The organism is Curtobacterium sp. NPDC086286 (assembly GCF_044746255.1).
Lineage (GTDB): Bacteria > Actinomycetota > Actinomycetes > Actinomycetales > Microbacteriaceae > Curtobacterium.
The window spans coordinates 212,985-226,535 of sequence record NZ_JBIVBW010000004.1; the positions used below are offsets into that span (position 1 = coordinate 212,985).

Below are 13,551 nucleotides of genomic sequence, written 5' to 3' on the forward strand. Positions count from 1 at the left end.
GCTACCGCGGACGTCCGTCCCCGTGCGTCATGCGTCGACCACCCCGTCGGGCACCGGTGCGACCAGGCCCGCTCGCCGACGGAGGTCGAACGCGGCCGCGACCAGCTCCCGCGTGCGCGGGTGCCGTCCCGCGTCGAACAGCTGCTCGGCCGGACCGACGTCGACGATCCGCCCGGCGTCGAAGACCGCGATCCGGTCGGCGACGCGACGCACCACCGCGAGGTCGTGCGACACGAAGACGCACGTCGTCCCGGTGGTGCGCTGCAGGTCGAGGACGAGGTCGAGGATCCGCGCCTGCACGGACACGTCGAGCGCCGAGGTGGGCTCGTCGCACACGACCAACGGGACGGGACCGGCGAAGGCCCGGGCGATGGCGACGCGCTGCTTCTGTCCGCCGGAGAGCTGCGCCGGCCGGCGGTCGAGGACCTCGGCGTCGAGTCCGACCCGGGCGGCGAGGTCCTCGGCGCTGCCCTCGCCACCGAGCAGTCGGATCGCCCGGCCGAGCACCTGCCGGACGGTCCGCCTCGGGTTGAGCGACGCGTCGGCGTTCTGGAACACGACCTGCACGGGCGGGGTCCGTCGCCCGGGGCCGTCGCCCGCGGCGGACGCAGCCGTGGTCACCGTGCCGTCGAACCGGACGAGGCCGGCGAGGGCGCGCCCGAACGTGGTCTTGCCGGAGCCGGACTCCCCGACGACGCCGAGGACCTCGCCCCGGTGCAGGTCGAGGTCGATGCCGTCGAGGGCGACCGCACCGTCGTACTCCTTGCGGAGGCCGCGGACCGACACGAGCACGTCGTCCTCCGTGGTGCCGCGGGCGGCCTTGCCCGCGGTGATGTCCGGCAGCGCCTCGACGAGCTGCAACGTGTACGGCTCGGACGGCGCACCGAGCACCGTCCGGGCGGAGCCCTCCTCGACGAGCACGCCGTGCCGGAGGACACCGACCCGCTCGCAGTGCGCGGCGACGAGCGGCAGGTTGTGGCTGATGAGGAGCGTGGCGAAACCGGTCTCCTCGCGCAGTTCGTCGATCAGCGCCATGATCCCCGCCTCGACGGTGCTGTCGAGGCCGGTCGTGGGCTCGTCGAGCACGAGCAGCCGCGGCCGGGAGACCAGGGCCATCGCGATCGCGACGCGCTGCTGCTGCCCGCCGGACAGCTCGTGCGGGTACCGGACACCGATCGTGTCCGGGTCGGGCAGTCCGACGCGGGTGAACGCCTCGACCGTGCCGGACTCGGCCTCGGCCCGCCCGGACCCGGTGGCACGGAGCACCTCGGCGACCTGACGGCCGACGGGCATCGTCGGGTTCAGCGCGAGGCCCGGCTCCTGGTGCACGACGGCGACCACGTCACGCCGGAAGCGCCGGAGCCGTTCGCGGCGGAGCGTGGGGACGTCCGAACCGTCGACGACGATCGCCGCCGCCGAGACGTCGGCATCCGGACCGAGCGAAGCGGTGAGGGTCCCCGCCACCGTGCTCTTGCCGGAGCCGGACTCGCCGACGAGGCCGTACGACCCGCCCGCCTCGATCGTGAACGACACCCCGTCGACGACCCTGACACCGCGGTACGCGACGGTGAGTCCCTCGACGCGGACCAGCGGTTCGCTCACTCGGTGACCTCCTTGAGGTTGTCCGCGATGAGGTTCGCGGCGACGACGATCGACGCCACGGCGACGCCCGGGAAGACGACCGTCCACCAGGCGGCCTGCAGGTAGGCGCGGTTCGCGTTGATGTCGAGGCCCCAGTCGGCGGCCGGAGGTTGCGACCCGAGGCCGAGGAAGGACAGCGACGCGGTGATGAAGATGGCGGCACCGAGGCTCAGGACGGCCTGCACGACGAACACCCCGACGACGTTCGGCAGGAGCTCGGTGAGCATCGCCCGGAGCGCACTCTCGCCCTGGAGCCGGGCCGCCTGCACGTAGGACTTGCCCATCTCGACGAGCACCGCGGCACGGACGATGCGCGCGATGCCCGGTGCGAACAGCACGCCGACGATGAGCACGAGCGCCGGGGTCGAGACGCCGAACGCCCCCACGAGCACCACCAGGAAGATGAGGCTCGGCAGCGCGAGGAGCACGTCGAAGAAGCGCATCAGGGCGGTGTCGACCCAGCCGCGGTGGAAGCCCGCGACGAGCCCGAGCGTGCCGCCGAGGACGGTCGCGAGCGCGGCACCGAACGGGCCGATCACGAGCGCCGGGCGGGCTCCGGCCGCGACCCGGGCGAAGACGTCGCGTCCGAGCGAGTCGGTGCCGAACCAGTGCGCCGCACTCGGCGCCTGCAGGAGTTCCCCGGTCTTCGCGAACGGCTGCAACCCGAGCGCGTGCCACCCGACGGCGAGGACGACCCACCAGACGAGGACCGCGACCGAGACCAGGAAGGTCGGGCGACCCAGCAGCGCGCGCCAGCCACGGCGGGCACGGCGCGACCCGGCGGTCTGCTCCGGCCCGGTGACGACCGGGGCGTCGGTGGCGAGGGCTCCGGGGACGACGGCGGTCATGCGGTGACCCGCCGTTCGAACCGGATCCGGGGGTCCACCACGACGAACAGGAGGTCGGTGAGCAGCAGCGCGCCGAGGGACAGCGCTCCGGCGAGCATCACGCCGCTCTCGAGCAGGAGCGCGTCCTTCCGCTCGGCGGCCGACACGAGCAGCGCGCCGAGCCCCGGGTACGAGAAGAGCGTCTCCACGATCACGCTCCCGCCGAGCAGGGTGCCGAGGTAGATCCCGAGCACCGAGAACGTCGGGATGAGCGCGTTGCGGACGACGTGCCGCCGGACGATCTGACCGGTCGTCAGCCCCTTCAGCACCGCGGTCCGGTGGAACTGCGACCGGATCGTCTCGATGACGCCGGCCCGCACCATCCGGGTCAGGACGGCGAGGTACGCCAGGGCCAGCACGACCGCCGGCAGGGTGAGCACCCGGAGCCGCTCGCCGAACCCCGCGTCGAGCGCCCCGGACGCCTGCACGGGCACGACGCGGAGCCAGACCGCGAAGACCAGCAGCAGGACGATCCCGACCACGAACTCCGGGATCGCGGAGACGGTCAGCAGGCCCACCGTCACGGCACGGTCCGACCGGCGCCCCTGTCGGTAGGCCTGCACGGCGCCGAGCACGAGGGCGACCGGCACCATGATGACGAAGGCGTACGCGCCCAGCAGGAGCGAGTTGCCGAGCCGTCCGAGCACCAGGTCCCGCACCGGCTCGGAGTACACGAAGCTCGTGCCCCAGTCGCCGGTCACGAACCCGCCGATCCAGTGCAGGTACCGGCTCACGAGGGAGCCGTCGAGTCCGTGGTCGACGTTCCAGGCCTGCACCTGCGCCGCCGTCGCGTACTGCCCGAGCGCGTTCCGACCGGGGTCCCCCGGGACGACCTGGACCAGCCAGAACGTGAGGAGCGAGACCACGACCAGGACGAGCGGGATCTGGACGACCCGCTGGCCGACGAGGGACAGCAGACGACGACGACGCGCGGTGCTCATGACGAGGTGACCCCGATCCCGCGGAAGTCGAACCCGCCGGGGAAGTCCTGCCCGGACCGGAAGGTCCCCGTCACACGCTTCTGCAGCAGGATGCTGCTCGACGCGAACGCCGGCACGATCACCGGCAGGTCCGTCCACTCGATCGTCGCGATCCGGTCGGCGAGGTCCTGCCGCTCGGACTCCGACGTGGTCGACTCGTACTGGTCGACGAGGGTCTCGAGCTCCGGGTTCGAGTACTTCGACGCGTTCCAGGCGGCGCCGGACCGGTAGATCAGGTCGACGTACTGGGCCGGCAGTCGCTGCGCCCAGTTCGTGATCGTCACCGGCGCGTTGAGCCACGGCGTGTCGGCCCCGTCGGCGTAGTACTGCGCGCTCGTGAGCACCTTGAGCGTGACGTCGAACCCGCCGACGGCCTCGAGCTGCTGCTGCACCACCTGGGCGAGCGCCTTCTCGGCGTCGAGCGTGGTGATCTCGAACGACACGGTCTTGCCGCCGAGGAGCTCCCGCACCTTCGCCGCGTCCTGCGACCGCTGCTCGAGGCCCTTCGGCTGGATCGCGGAACTCGGGAAGAACGTGGTGTCGTTGCCGACCTCGGCGTTCCCGCCGTAGACCGTCTTGACGATCTCCTTCCGGTCGAGCGCCAGGGCGAACGCCTCGCGGACGTCCGGGTCGTCGAACGGCGCCTTGGTCACGTCGAGGAAGATGCCGTCGAACTTGTTGTAGTACGGCTTGGTCTCGTTGTAGTCGGAGGCCTGCAGCGTCGAGGTCGCGGTGGGGCTCGACGCGATCTGGTCGATCTCGCCGCTCTGGAAGGCCAGCAGCTGTGCCTGGTCGTCGGCGTAGAACTTCACGTCGACCTTGTCGAGGTCGACGTCCTTCGCGTCCCAGTAGTCGGGGTTCTTCGTGAACGTCGCGCCCTGTCCGGCGGAGTACTTCGACAGCACGAACTGGCCGGCACCGACGGGCTGCTTCGCCCAGTTCGTCGATGCCTTGAAGCCGGCGGGCTGGATCGTCGTGTTCGAGCCGGTGAGCAGGTAGGGGAAGTCGGCGTAGGGCTTGTCGAGCGTGAACTCCACGGCGGAGTCCCCGTCCGCGGCGACGGACCCGAGGATGCCCTCGAAGCTCGACTTGCCGGGCGACTGGCTGTCCGAGCCGATGATCGAGTCGAAGGTCGCGACGACGTCCTTGCTCGTGAGGGCGGCGCCGTCCGAGAACTTCAGGCCGTCGCGCAGGGTGACGGTCCAGGTGCGCCCGTCGGACGAGGCCTTCCAGGAGTCGGCGAGCCGGCCCTCGAGCTTGCCCTGCGCGTCCTGGCTGAGGAGTCCCTCGGATGCCAGCCCGACGATGAACATCGCGTTGTAGTCGGACGTGGTGAGGGGGTTGATGGTGCTGTCGGGCTCCTGGAGGCCGAGCGTGTAGGTGCCGGCGTCCGAGGAGCCGGACGAGGCGTCGCCACCGGACGAGCACGCGGCGAGGGTGAGGGCGAGGGCGGACGCGGTGGCCGCGAGGGCGAGGCGCTTGAGGCGACGCCGCCGCGACGTGAGGTCGACGGTCATGGTTGGCTCCTGGGTTCGGGGTGCAGGGGGTGGTGCGGTCAGCGGTGCGCGCGGTCGGGCACGCGGGGGTGTCCGAACCGCTCACGCAGGGTGAGGTCGTCGTACGTGGTCGCGGTCCGGCCGCGGCGCTGCAGCTCGGGCACGACGTGGTCGACGAAGCGGTCGATGCCACCCGGCAGGTACGGGAACTGCACGATGAAGCCGTCCGCTCCGCCGTCGTCCGCGAGTTCCTCGAGCCGGTCGGCGATCTCCGGCCCGGTGCCGGTGAGCAGGCTCCGCCGGTACGACCACGAGTAGACGTCGCGGGGCGTCGCCGGCCCGTCCGCGAGGAGGCGCTCGACCGCGGGCTTCGGCGACCGGGTCTCGTTCGAGGTGTCGAACTCCTCGGCGTAGTCGAACGGCACGTCGACGTCGCGCCCCGACAGGTCCTGGCCGATCTGGTGCGACACGTCCTCGAGGATGAGCGCGTCCGGGGTGAGTGCGAGGATCGCGTCCGCCTCGGCCCGGGCGTCGGCGGCGGTCTCCCCCACGACCGGCATGACCGAGGGCATGATCTTCACGGCGTCGGCAGCGCGACCGTGCCGGACCGCCCGGGCGCGCAGGTCGTCGACGAACCGACGGACGTCGGCCGCGGACCCACCCCGCGTGAACACGGCGTCCGCGGTGTCGGCGGCGAGCTCGAGGCCGGACTCGGAGCCGCCGGCCTGGAACAGCAGCGGGTGGCCCTGCGGCGGCCGGGCGATGTTGAGCGGACCCCGCACTCGGAAGAACTCCCCGTCGTGGTCGAGCCGGTGCAGCCCGTCCCGGTCGGCGAAGATCCCGGTCGCGGCGTCCGCACGGATCGCGTCGTCGTCCCAGCTGTCGAGCAGACCGTGGACGACGTCGACGAACTCGCGGCCGCGCTCGTACCTGCGGGAGTGGTCGATGTGCGCGTCGCCGCCGAAGTTCCGGGCCTCTTCGTCGTAGCGGCTCGTGACGAGGTTCCACGCCGCGCGGCCCCGGCTGATGTGGTCGAGGGAGGCGATCGTCCGCGCCACGTGGTACGGCTCGTTGTAGGTGGTCGAGACCGTCGCCGCGAGCCCGATGCGGCTGGTCACCTGGGACAGCGCCGCGAGCAGGGTGAACGGCTCCGGGCGGAGCGCGCCGTAGTGGTCGACGCCCGACGGGTACCGGTCCCAGAAGTACAGGCCGTCCGCCAGGAACAGCGTGTCGAAGAACCCGCGCTCGGCGCTCTGCGCGATGTGGCGGTGGTGGCCGATCGTCAGGTGCTCGGCCGGCCGCGACGACGGGTGCCGCCAGCCGGTGACGTGTGCGCCGCCGGGGTGGAAGGCGAACGCACCGAGCAGGATCCGGTCGCTCATGCCGAGACCTCCGCCGTCTGGAGCGTGCTCGCCGGTCGCGCCAGCCCGAGGTGCTCGCGCAGGGTGTCCCCACGGTACGTGCGGTCGTACACGCCGCGGCGTTCGAGCTCCGGCACCACCTGGTCGACGAACCGGTCCACGCTCATCGGGATCGACGAGAACGCGAGCATGAAGCCGTCCGCGGCGTCCTGCTCGTAGCGCTCGGTCAGCCAGTCCGCGATCTGCTCGGGTGTTCCGGGCAGGAACCGGCGCCGCAGGATCGTCCGGTAGACCTCGCGCAGCGTCGTGGCGTCCGCGGCGATGCGTCGGATCGACTCGTACACCGACTTCGACTGGGTGATCGACGACTCGTCGAAGACGTGCTCGAACGGCGCGTCGAGCGGTCGGTCGGACAGGTCGGTCTGCAGGTAGTGCGAGAGCAGGTCGAGCGAGACGCGGTCCGGCGTGAGTTCCTCGATCTCGTCGAGTTGCCGCAGCGCGTCCGCCTCGGTGTCGCCGATGACCGGTGACACGGCCGGCAGGATGAGCATCGACGACGGGTCGCGGCCGTTGTCGACGGCTCGGCGCTTGTAGTCGGCGTACAGCGCCTGCGCGTCGGCGAGCTCGTCCTGCCAGAGCGTGAACACGCCCTCGGCCTTCGCCCCCGCCAGCGCTCGGCCGGCCTCGGACGCGCCGGCCTGGAACAGCACCGGGTGTGCCTGGGGCGGACGGGCGATGTTCAGGGGTCCCCGCACCCGGAAGAACTCACCCTGGTGGTCGAGGACGTGCAGGCCCTCGCGCTTGGCGAAGTACCCGGACTGCTTGTCGTGCAGGAAGGCGTCGTCGTCCCAGCTGTCCCAGAGTCCCTGCACGACGTCGACGAACTCGGCCCCGCGCCGGTAGCGCACCGCGTGGTCGAGGTTGGCGTCGCGCCCGAAGTTCCACGCCTCTTCGTCGGAGGCGCTCGTGACGAGGTTCCACGCGGCGCGGCCCTCGCTGAGGTGGTCGAGCGAGGCGAGCTTCCGGGCGACGTGGTACGGCTCGTTGTACGTCGTCGACACCGTGGCGGCGAGTCCGATGTGCTCGGTCCGTTGGGACAGCGCGCCGAGCAGCGTGAAGGGCTCGGTGCGGATGTTCACGACGTGGTCGATGCCCGAGTCGAAGCGGTCCCAGACGTAGAGCTCGTCGGCGATGAAGAGCGTCGCGAACCCGCCACGCTCGAGCGTCTGGGCGAACCGGACGTAGTACTCCACGTCGAGGTACTGCTCCGGTTCGCTGCCGGGCAGCCGCCAGCTCGTGACGTGTTCACCGCCCGGGTAGAAGACCATCCCGCCCAGCACGAGGCCGCCGTCGCGCGTCATGCCGTCACCGCCTCTCGTGTCCGTGCCGGTGCGACCGGCCCCACCGTCGCCCCGATGCGTGGCGCGACGTCCTCCGCGAACAGCGCGAGGGCCTCGCGCCGACGCTCCTGGTCGGCGTAACCGTGCTCGACCTGCACGTTGAGCTGCGTGGCGTACCGGGAGTACGGCTTCGACAGGATCGACTCGGCGATGTCCTCGGCGGTGCCGTAGTGCAGGTTCAGCGACGCGGCCTTCTCGGCCAGGGTCGACGCCGGGGGCAGGAACGACTCGCCCCACGCGTACTTCGCCTCGATGCCGGCACGGGCCTCGCGCAGCGCCGTGGCACGGTCACGGGCCGGGTAGATCGCGGTGGAGAGCGCCACCCGCGGCACCGCGCCGTCGGGCAGCGCGTCGAGGTAGGCGGCGGCGGTGACCTCGGCCGGTACCGTCTGGGTGGTGCCGACCAGGACCCCGTGTCCCCGGGTGGCGGCGATCGCAGCGCTGCCGGCGGTGAGGGTGGCGTCCCAGAGCCGGTCCAGCAGTGCGCTGCCGTCCGGGTTCAGTCGGGCCGTGCCGGTCCCGAGCGGCTCCCCGCGGAGCGCACCGAGCAGCGTGTCGAGCTGGGCGTCGAAGGCCGCCCGACGTGCCTCGTGCTCGGCGTGGGCGAGGTCCGGCGCGAAGACGTCCAGGGTCTCCGGGCCGCCGCCGTTCGCGACGCCGAGCTCGACCCGGCCGTCGCTGAGCGCGTCGAGCACCGCGGCGTCCTCGGCGACGCGGACCGGGTCCTCGTGCGGGAGCGTCACCGCACCGAGTCCGAGCCGCAGGGTCGAGGTGCGCTCGGCGAGGGCGGCGAAGAAGACGAACGGTGACGGCAGCCCGCCGCGGGTCGGGTCGTCGTCGTGCCGGAAGTGGAACTGCCGGACCCACGCGCTCTCGTACCCGAGTCGTTCCGCGGCCGCGAACAGGTCCAGCTCGTCGCGGTACGCCCGGCTCGCCGGCGGCGCTTCCGTCCCGTGCGAGAACACCGCGATCCGCAGTGGCACCGAGGCCACGCGGGCGGCCCGTTCGACGTGCGTCATGGAACACTCCCTCGTCAGTGGAGTGATGCAAACACGCACCACCGACGGTCCACGAGCGGCGACGTAACGGAGCGTTGCGCGACGTCACACAACGTAGGAGTGCGCACGGACGGCGTCCGAGGGGCATGATCGCCCCGTGCCGCAGCCCGCCGAATCCGACACCCTCCGCCGTCGTCACCCCGCCCTGCCGGATCACCTCACGTGGGAGCCGAGCAGCCGCTGGGTCCGCGCGGTCGTCGACGGCCTGACGGTCGTGGACACCCGTGCGCCGATCCTCGTGTGGGAGGCGGGCCACAAGGTCCTCGAGTACGGGATCCCACGAGCCGACGTCCGCGCCGACCTCCTGTCGCCGGCGGACGACGCACCCGCACCGGGTCGGTCCTGGCGCCCGGTCCGACCGGCACGACGCTGGTACCACCTCCGGCTCCCCGACCGGGTCGTCCCGCACGTCGCCTGGTCGTGGGACGACGACGGCCTCGACGGGTGGCTCGGCGTCACGTGGACCCCCGGGGTCCTGGACGCCTGGTACGAGGAGGACGAGCGCGTCATCACCCACCCCCGCGACCCGCACAACCGGGTGGACGCGCTCCCGAGCAGCCGGCACGTCCTGGTCCGCGACGGCGACCGGGTGCTCGCCGACTCCCGTTCGCCCGTCGCCGTGTACGAGACCGGCCTGCCGACGCGCTGGTACCTGCCCCGCGAGGACGTCCGGTTCGACGAGCTCGTCGCCACCGACACCGTCAGCGAGTGCCCGTACAAGGGCCACGCGACCGCGTACTGGGGCGTCCGGCGCGCGGACGGCACCGTCGAGGACGTCGCGTGGTCCTACCCGGACCCCTTCCCCGCGGTCGCCGCCGTCCGCGACCGCGTCGCGTTCTGGGGTGAGCGGGTGGTCGTCGAGGTGGACGGCGTCCGCGCGTCGTCCGCGGTGGACCTGCGCGTCTGACGGACGGGAGGCGCGGGTCGGGCCCGACCCGCGCCTCCCGTCCGGCACTGGTCGCGACCACCGCCCGGCGCGCGTGTGCGCTGTCAGCGCCCACCGCGTTGACTGGGGTGTCGGTCGATCGAGGAGTGCGTGTGCTGGGACCTGAACTGGTGGTCGTGCTCGGCCTCGCCATCGCCCTGACGGCGGGCATCGCCGACCGCATCCGGGTCGCCCCGCCGGTGCTGCTGCTCGTCTTCGGCGCGCTGCTCGCCCTCGTGCCCGAGTTCGCGGGTGTGCAGCTCCCCGCCGACGCCGTCCTGCTGCTCTTCCTGCCGGCGCTGCTGTACTGGGAGAGCCTGACGACGTCCCTGCGCGAGATCCGGAAGAACCTGCGCGGCATCGTCCTGATGGGCACGCTGCTCGTCGTGGTCACGGCCGGGGCGATCGCCGTCCTGCTCCACCTGCTCGGCATGCCGTGGGGTCCGGCCTGGGTGCTCGGTGCCGCCGTGGCCCCGACCGACGCCACGGCCGTCGGGGTGCTCACGAAGATGCTGCCGCGACGGAACGTCACGGTGCTGCGTGCCGAGAGCCTCGTCAACGACGGCACCACCCTCGTGGTCTACGGGATCGCCGTCGCGGTCACGGTCGGCACGCAGGAGCTCACGTTCTGGGGCGTCTCGGGCATGCTCGCGCTGTCCTACCTCGGCGGCGTGGCGGCCGGTCTGGTCGCGGCGTGGCTCGGCACGCAGGTGCTCCGGCGCGTCGACACGGTCGTCCTCGAGAACCTGGTGACCCTCCTCGTGCCGTTCGTCGCGTTCCTCGGTGCCGAGGCGATCGGGGCCTCCGGCGTCCTCGCGGTCGTGGCCGCCGGCATCGTGGTGAGCCAGGTCGGTCCGAAGCTCGACCGCGCCGAGACCCGTCAGCAGGTCCGCGCGTTCTGGTCGTTCCTGACCTTCCTGCTGAACGGCGCGCTGTTCGTGCTCGTCGGCATCGAGGCGATGGTCGCCGCCCGTGCGCTGGAGCCCGCCGAGCTCCTGCGCGCCACCGGCGTGATCGCCGCCGTGTCGATCGCCCTCGTGCTCGTACGGTTCGCGTTCCTCAACGCTGCCGGCGGCACGGTGTGGCTCGTCACCCGACGGTCCGGCGGAGCACCGCGCGAGGGCCACCGGGACCGGCTCGTCAGCGGTTTCGCCGGGTTCCGCGGGGCGGTGTCGCTCGCGATGGCCGTCGCCGTGCCCCGGACCCTCGAGTCCGGCGCGGCCTTCCCCGACCGGGACCTCATCGTCTTCGTCACCGCCGGGGTCGTCGTCGTCACGATCGTCGGGCAGGCCCTGGTGCTGCCGGCCGTCCTGCGCCGAGCGGCTCTGCCCGAGGACGAATCGGTCGGCGAGGAGCGCCGCTACGCCGAGCGCACCGCGATCGAGGAGGCGCTCGACGCACTCCCCCGCCTGGCCCGCTCGACCGGCGCGGACCGTGCGACCGTGGAGCGGGTGCGGAAGGACTACGAGGCGCACCTCGACGTCATCCAGGCCCGTGAGGAAGAGGACGACGACCACCCGGCCCTGCAACGGCACGACACCGCGGTCGCCCTCGAGCTCGCGCTGGTCCGACACAAGGCCGCGACGCTCCTGCGGTTGCGGGACGCCGACGAGATCGACGACCTCGTGCTGCGGCAGGTGCGGTCGGGGTACGACGCGGAGGAGGCGCGGCTGAGCGGCACCACGACAGTCTGATCCCGAGCCGCCCGAGCCGGGTCGACGGGTTCCCCGACAGGGCATCCCCCACGCGTCGACGATCCACGACCATCGGAGACGTGCTCCGCCCCACTGCTCCGCGCCTCGCCCTGCTCCTCGCCGCGCTGGCGTTCTTCCTCATCACGCTCGACGTCCTGATCGTCACCGTCGCGCTGACCCGGATCGGCCGTGAGCTGGGCGGCAGCACCGCCGGTCTGCAGTGGGTGATCGACGCCTACACGCTGCTGTTCGCGTCGCTGCTGCTCTTCGCCGGCAACCTGTCCGAGCGGATCGGAGCGGGACGCGCGATCGGGTGGGGCACCGTCGGGTTCCTCGTCGCCTCCGCAGCCTGCGCACTGTCGCCCACGCTCGGAGCCCTGGTCGCGGCACGTGCCGCCCAGGGAGCTGCGGCCGCGGTGATGCTCCCGGCGTCCATGGAGCTCGTCCGCGAGGGGTTTCCGGACGCCCGCGAACGGGCCCACGCCCTCGGGATCTGGGCGGTCGGCGGCGCCGTCGCGGGCGCCGTCGGTCCGCTGCTGGGCGGACTGCTCACCACGTTCGACTGGCGGCTCGTGTTCGCGATCAACCTGCCGGTGTGCGTCGCGATGCTCGTGCTGCGCTCGCGGCTGGCACCGTCGGTGACGCGGACGGCACGGTTCGACCCGCTCGGCCAGGCGCTCGCGCTCCTCACGCTGATCGGCCTCGTGTACGGCCTGATCGAGGGCGGGGCCGAGGGGTTCGGCACGCCACCGGTGGTCGGAGCCCTCGTCGTCGCTGCGCTCGCTCTCGTCGGGTTCCTGATCGTCCAGGCGCGCGGTGCACACCCGATGATGCCGCTCGACCTGTTCCGGTCGTCGAGCATGCGGATCGCCCTCGGGGTCGGGTTCGCCTTCATGGTCGGCAACTTCGGCAGCGTGTTCGTCCTCGGTCTCTTCCTCCAGCAGCACCTCGGCCTCGCCCCGCTGGTCGCCGGCCTCGTGTTCCTGCCGTCGGCGGTGGGCAGCGTCGTCGGCAACGTCGTCAGCGGCACGCTCGCGAACCGGCTCGGCACGCGCGTCCCCGTCGTCGCGGGGCTGAGCTGCATGGTGGTCGGCCTGGTCGTCGGGATCGTCGCCGCGCCGACGGGATCGGTCGTCGCGGTCGTGGTGTGCTCGATCCTCACCGGCGTCGGCGGCTCCGTCGCGATGCCGCCGGCGACCTCGATCGTCCTCGCGAGCGTCCCCGCCGACCGTGCGGGCACCGCCAGCGCCGTCTTCAACACGTTCCGCCAGGTGGGCGGGGCGGTCGCGATCGCGGTCTTCGGCGCGTTCCTGGCCGATCGGGCGCACTTCGTGACCGGGATGCAACTCGCCTTCGCCCTCGCCGGCGTCGTGATCCTCGCCGCCGCCGTCGCGGCGACCCGCATCCGCAGTGCGTGAGGCACTGGTCGCCACCGCGTGACGGACGGGAGGCGCGGTGCCGGCTGGCACCGCGCCTCCCGTCCGTCACGTCCTACGACTCGTCGGCAGCCGCCGGTTCCGAGGCGAGCGCCTTCCGACGCTGCGCGACCTGGACCGCGATCGCCACCGGGACCGCCGCGAGGGCGAGTCCCCGCAGCCACGGACGGTCGAAGACGTGGCCGGACGCGTGGTCGAGGGACACCGGACCGGGGCCGCCGAGGGCGAACATCGCCGCCGAGAAGCCGAGGAACGCCGGGAACTCGAACCCGCCGTCGGCGTTGAAGAAGCCGTTCGGAGTGTGCACGCTCGAGGCGACACCCATGGTCGTCGCGGCGCCTGCACCGGCGATCGGGGTGGCCAGGCCGAGCGCGAGGGCGGCACCGGAGCCGGCCTCGCCGATCCCGGCCAGGACGGCGTTGCGGCGGCCGGGTCGGAACCCCATCTGGTGCATGCCCTGGGCGGTGCCCTCGATGCCGCCGCCGCCGAACGCGCCGAAGAGCTTCTGGGAGCCGTGCGACACGAGGACGGCGCCGAGGGCGATGCGGAGCAGGGTCTTGGCGGTGACGGAAGCGGTCGTGGTGCGTGAGCTCATGCGTTCTCCCGGTGGTCGGTGGTCGGTAGCGGTGTCGCAGAACGTACGCCCCGCCGGTCCGGTGTGGACCGGCGGGGC

At 72.5% G+C, this 13,551-nt stretch carries 11 protein-coding genes; 3 read left to right on the plus strand and 8 right to left on the minus strand.

The window, feature by feature from the left end:
- Nucleotides 1–27: 27 nt before the first annotated feature.
- Genes ACIPKM_RS09215 through ACIPKM_RS09245 form a run of 7 tightly spaced genes read right to left on the minus strand, consistent with a single transcriptional unit; the run spans nt 28 to nt 8,784 of the window.
- On the minus strand, nt 28–1,602 hold the full coding sequence (locus tag ACIPKM_RS09215) for an ATP-binding cassette domain-containing protein (RefSeq protein ID WP_402736613.1): 1,575 nt from the start codon (nt 1,600–1,602) through the stop codon (nt 28–30).
- Nucleotides 1,599–2,489: an ABC transporter permease gene (locus ACIPKM_RS09220; RefSeq protein WP_402736614.1), complete on the minus strand. Its 891-nt coding sequence runs from the start codon at nt 2,487–2,489 to the stop codon at nt 1,599–1,601. Before ACIPKM_RS09220 ends, ACIPKM_RS09215 begins: the two co-directional genes overlap by 4 nt.
- On the minus strand, nt 2,486–3,469 hold the full coding sequence (locus tag ACIPKM_RS09225) for an ABC transporter permease (protein ID WP_402736615.1): 984 nt from the start codon (nt 3,467–3,469) through the stop codon (nt 2,486–2,488). Before ACIPKM_RS09225 ends, ACIPKM_RS09220 begins: the two co-directional genes overlap by 4 nt.
- Nucleotides 3,466–5,025, minus strand: a complete 1,560-nt coding sequence (locus ACIPKM_RS09230; RefSeq protein WP_402736616.1) for an ABC transporter substrate-binding protein — start codon at nt 5,023–5,025, stop codon at nt 3,466–3,468. Before ACIPKM_RS09230 ends, ACIPKM_RS09225 begins: the two co-directional genes overlap by 4 nt.
- A 38-nt stretch (nt 5,026–5,063) precedes the next feature.
- Nucleotides 5,064–6,386, minus strand: coding sequence for an NtaA/DmoA family FMN-dependent monooxygenase (locus tag ACIPKM_RS09235; protein ID WP_402736617.1), 1,323 nt, complete (start codon nt 6,384–6,386; stop codon nt 5,064–5,066).
- Entirely contained in the window at nt 6,383–7,726 is a 1,344-nt protein-coding gene (locus tag ACIPKM_RS09240; protein WP_402736618.1) for an LLM class flavin-dependent oxidoreductase, read from the minus strand. Before ACIPKM_RS09240 ends, ACIPKM_RS09235 begins: the two co-directional genes overlap by 4 nt.
- A complete protein-coding gene (locus ACIPKM_RS09245; RefSeq protein ID WP_070418888.1) occupies nt 7,723–8,784 on the minus strand; it encodes an LLM class flavin-dependent oxidoreductase in 1,062 nt (353 codons plus the stop codon). The genes ACIPKM_RS09240 and ACIPKM_RS09245 overlap by 4 nt, the downstream gene beginning before the upstream one ends.
- Before the next feature lie 136 nt (nt 8,785–8,920).
- Between ACIPKM_RS09245 and ACIPKM_RS09250 the strand changes: the two genes are divergently transcribed.
- From ACIPKM_RS09250 to ACIPKM_RS09260, 3 genes are all read left to right on the plus strand, one after another.
- Nucleotides 8,921–9,730 carry a DUF427 domain-containing protein gene (locus ACIPKM_RS09250; RefSeq protein ID WP_402736619.1) on the plus strand — a complete coding sequence of 270 codons (810 nt, stop codon included), beginning with the start codon at nt 8,921–8,923 and terminating at the stop codon, nt 9,728–9,730.
- A 131-nt stretch (nt 9,731–9,861) separates the two neighbouring features.
- On the plus strand, nt 9,862–11,442 hold the full coding sequence (locus ACIPKM_RS09255) for a Na+/H+ antiporter (protein WP_402736620.1): 1,581 nt from the start codon (nt 9,862–9,864) through the stop codon (nt 11,440–11,442).
- Between the two features lie 80 nt (nt 11,443–11,522).
- A complete protein-coding gene (locus ACIPKM_RS09260; protein ID WP_402736621.1) occupies nt 11,523–12,860 on the plus strand; it encodes an MFS transporter in 1,338 nt (445 codons plus the stop codon).
- A gap of 73 nt (nt 12,861–12,933) precedes the next feature.
- On the opposite strand, the gene ACIPKM_RS09265 is transcribed toward ACIPKM_RS09260, so the two are convergent.
- Nucleotides 12,934–13,473, minus strand: coding sequence for a DoxX family protein (locus ACIPKM_RS09265; protein ID WP_402736622.1), 540 nt, complete (start codon nt 13,471–13,473; stop codon nt 12,934–12,936).
- Between the last annotated feature and the right edge of the window lie 78 nt (nt 13,474–13,551).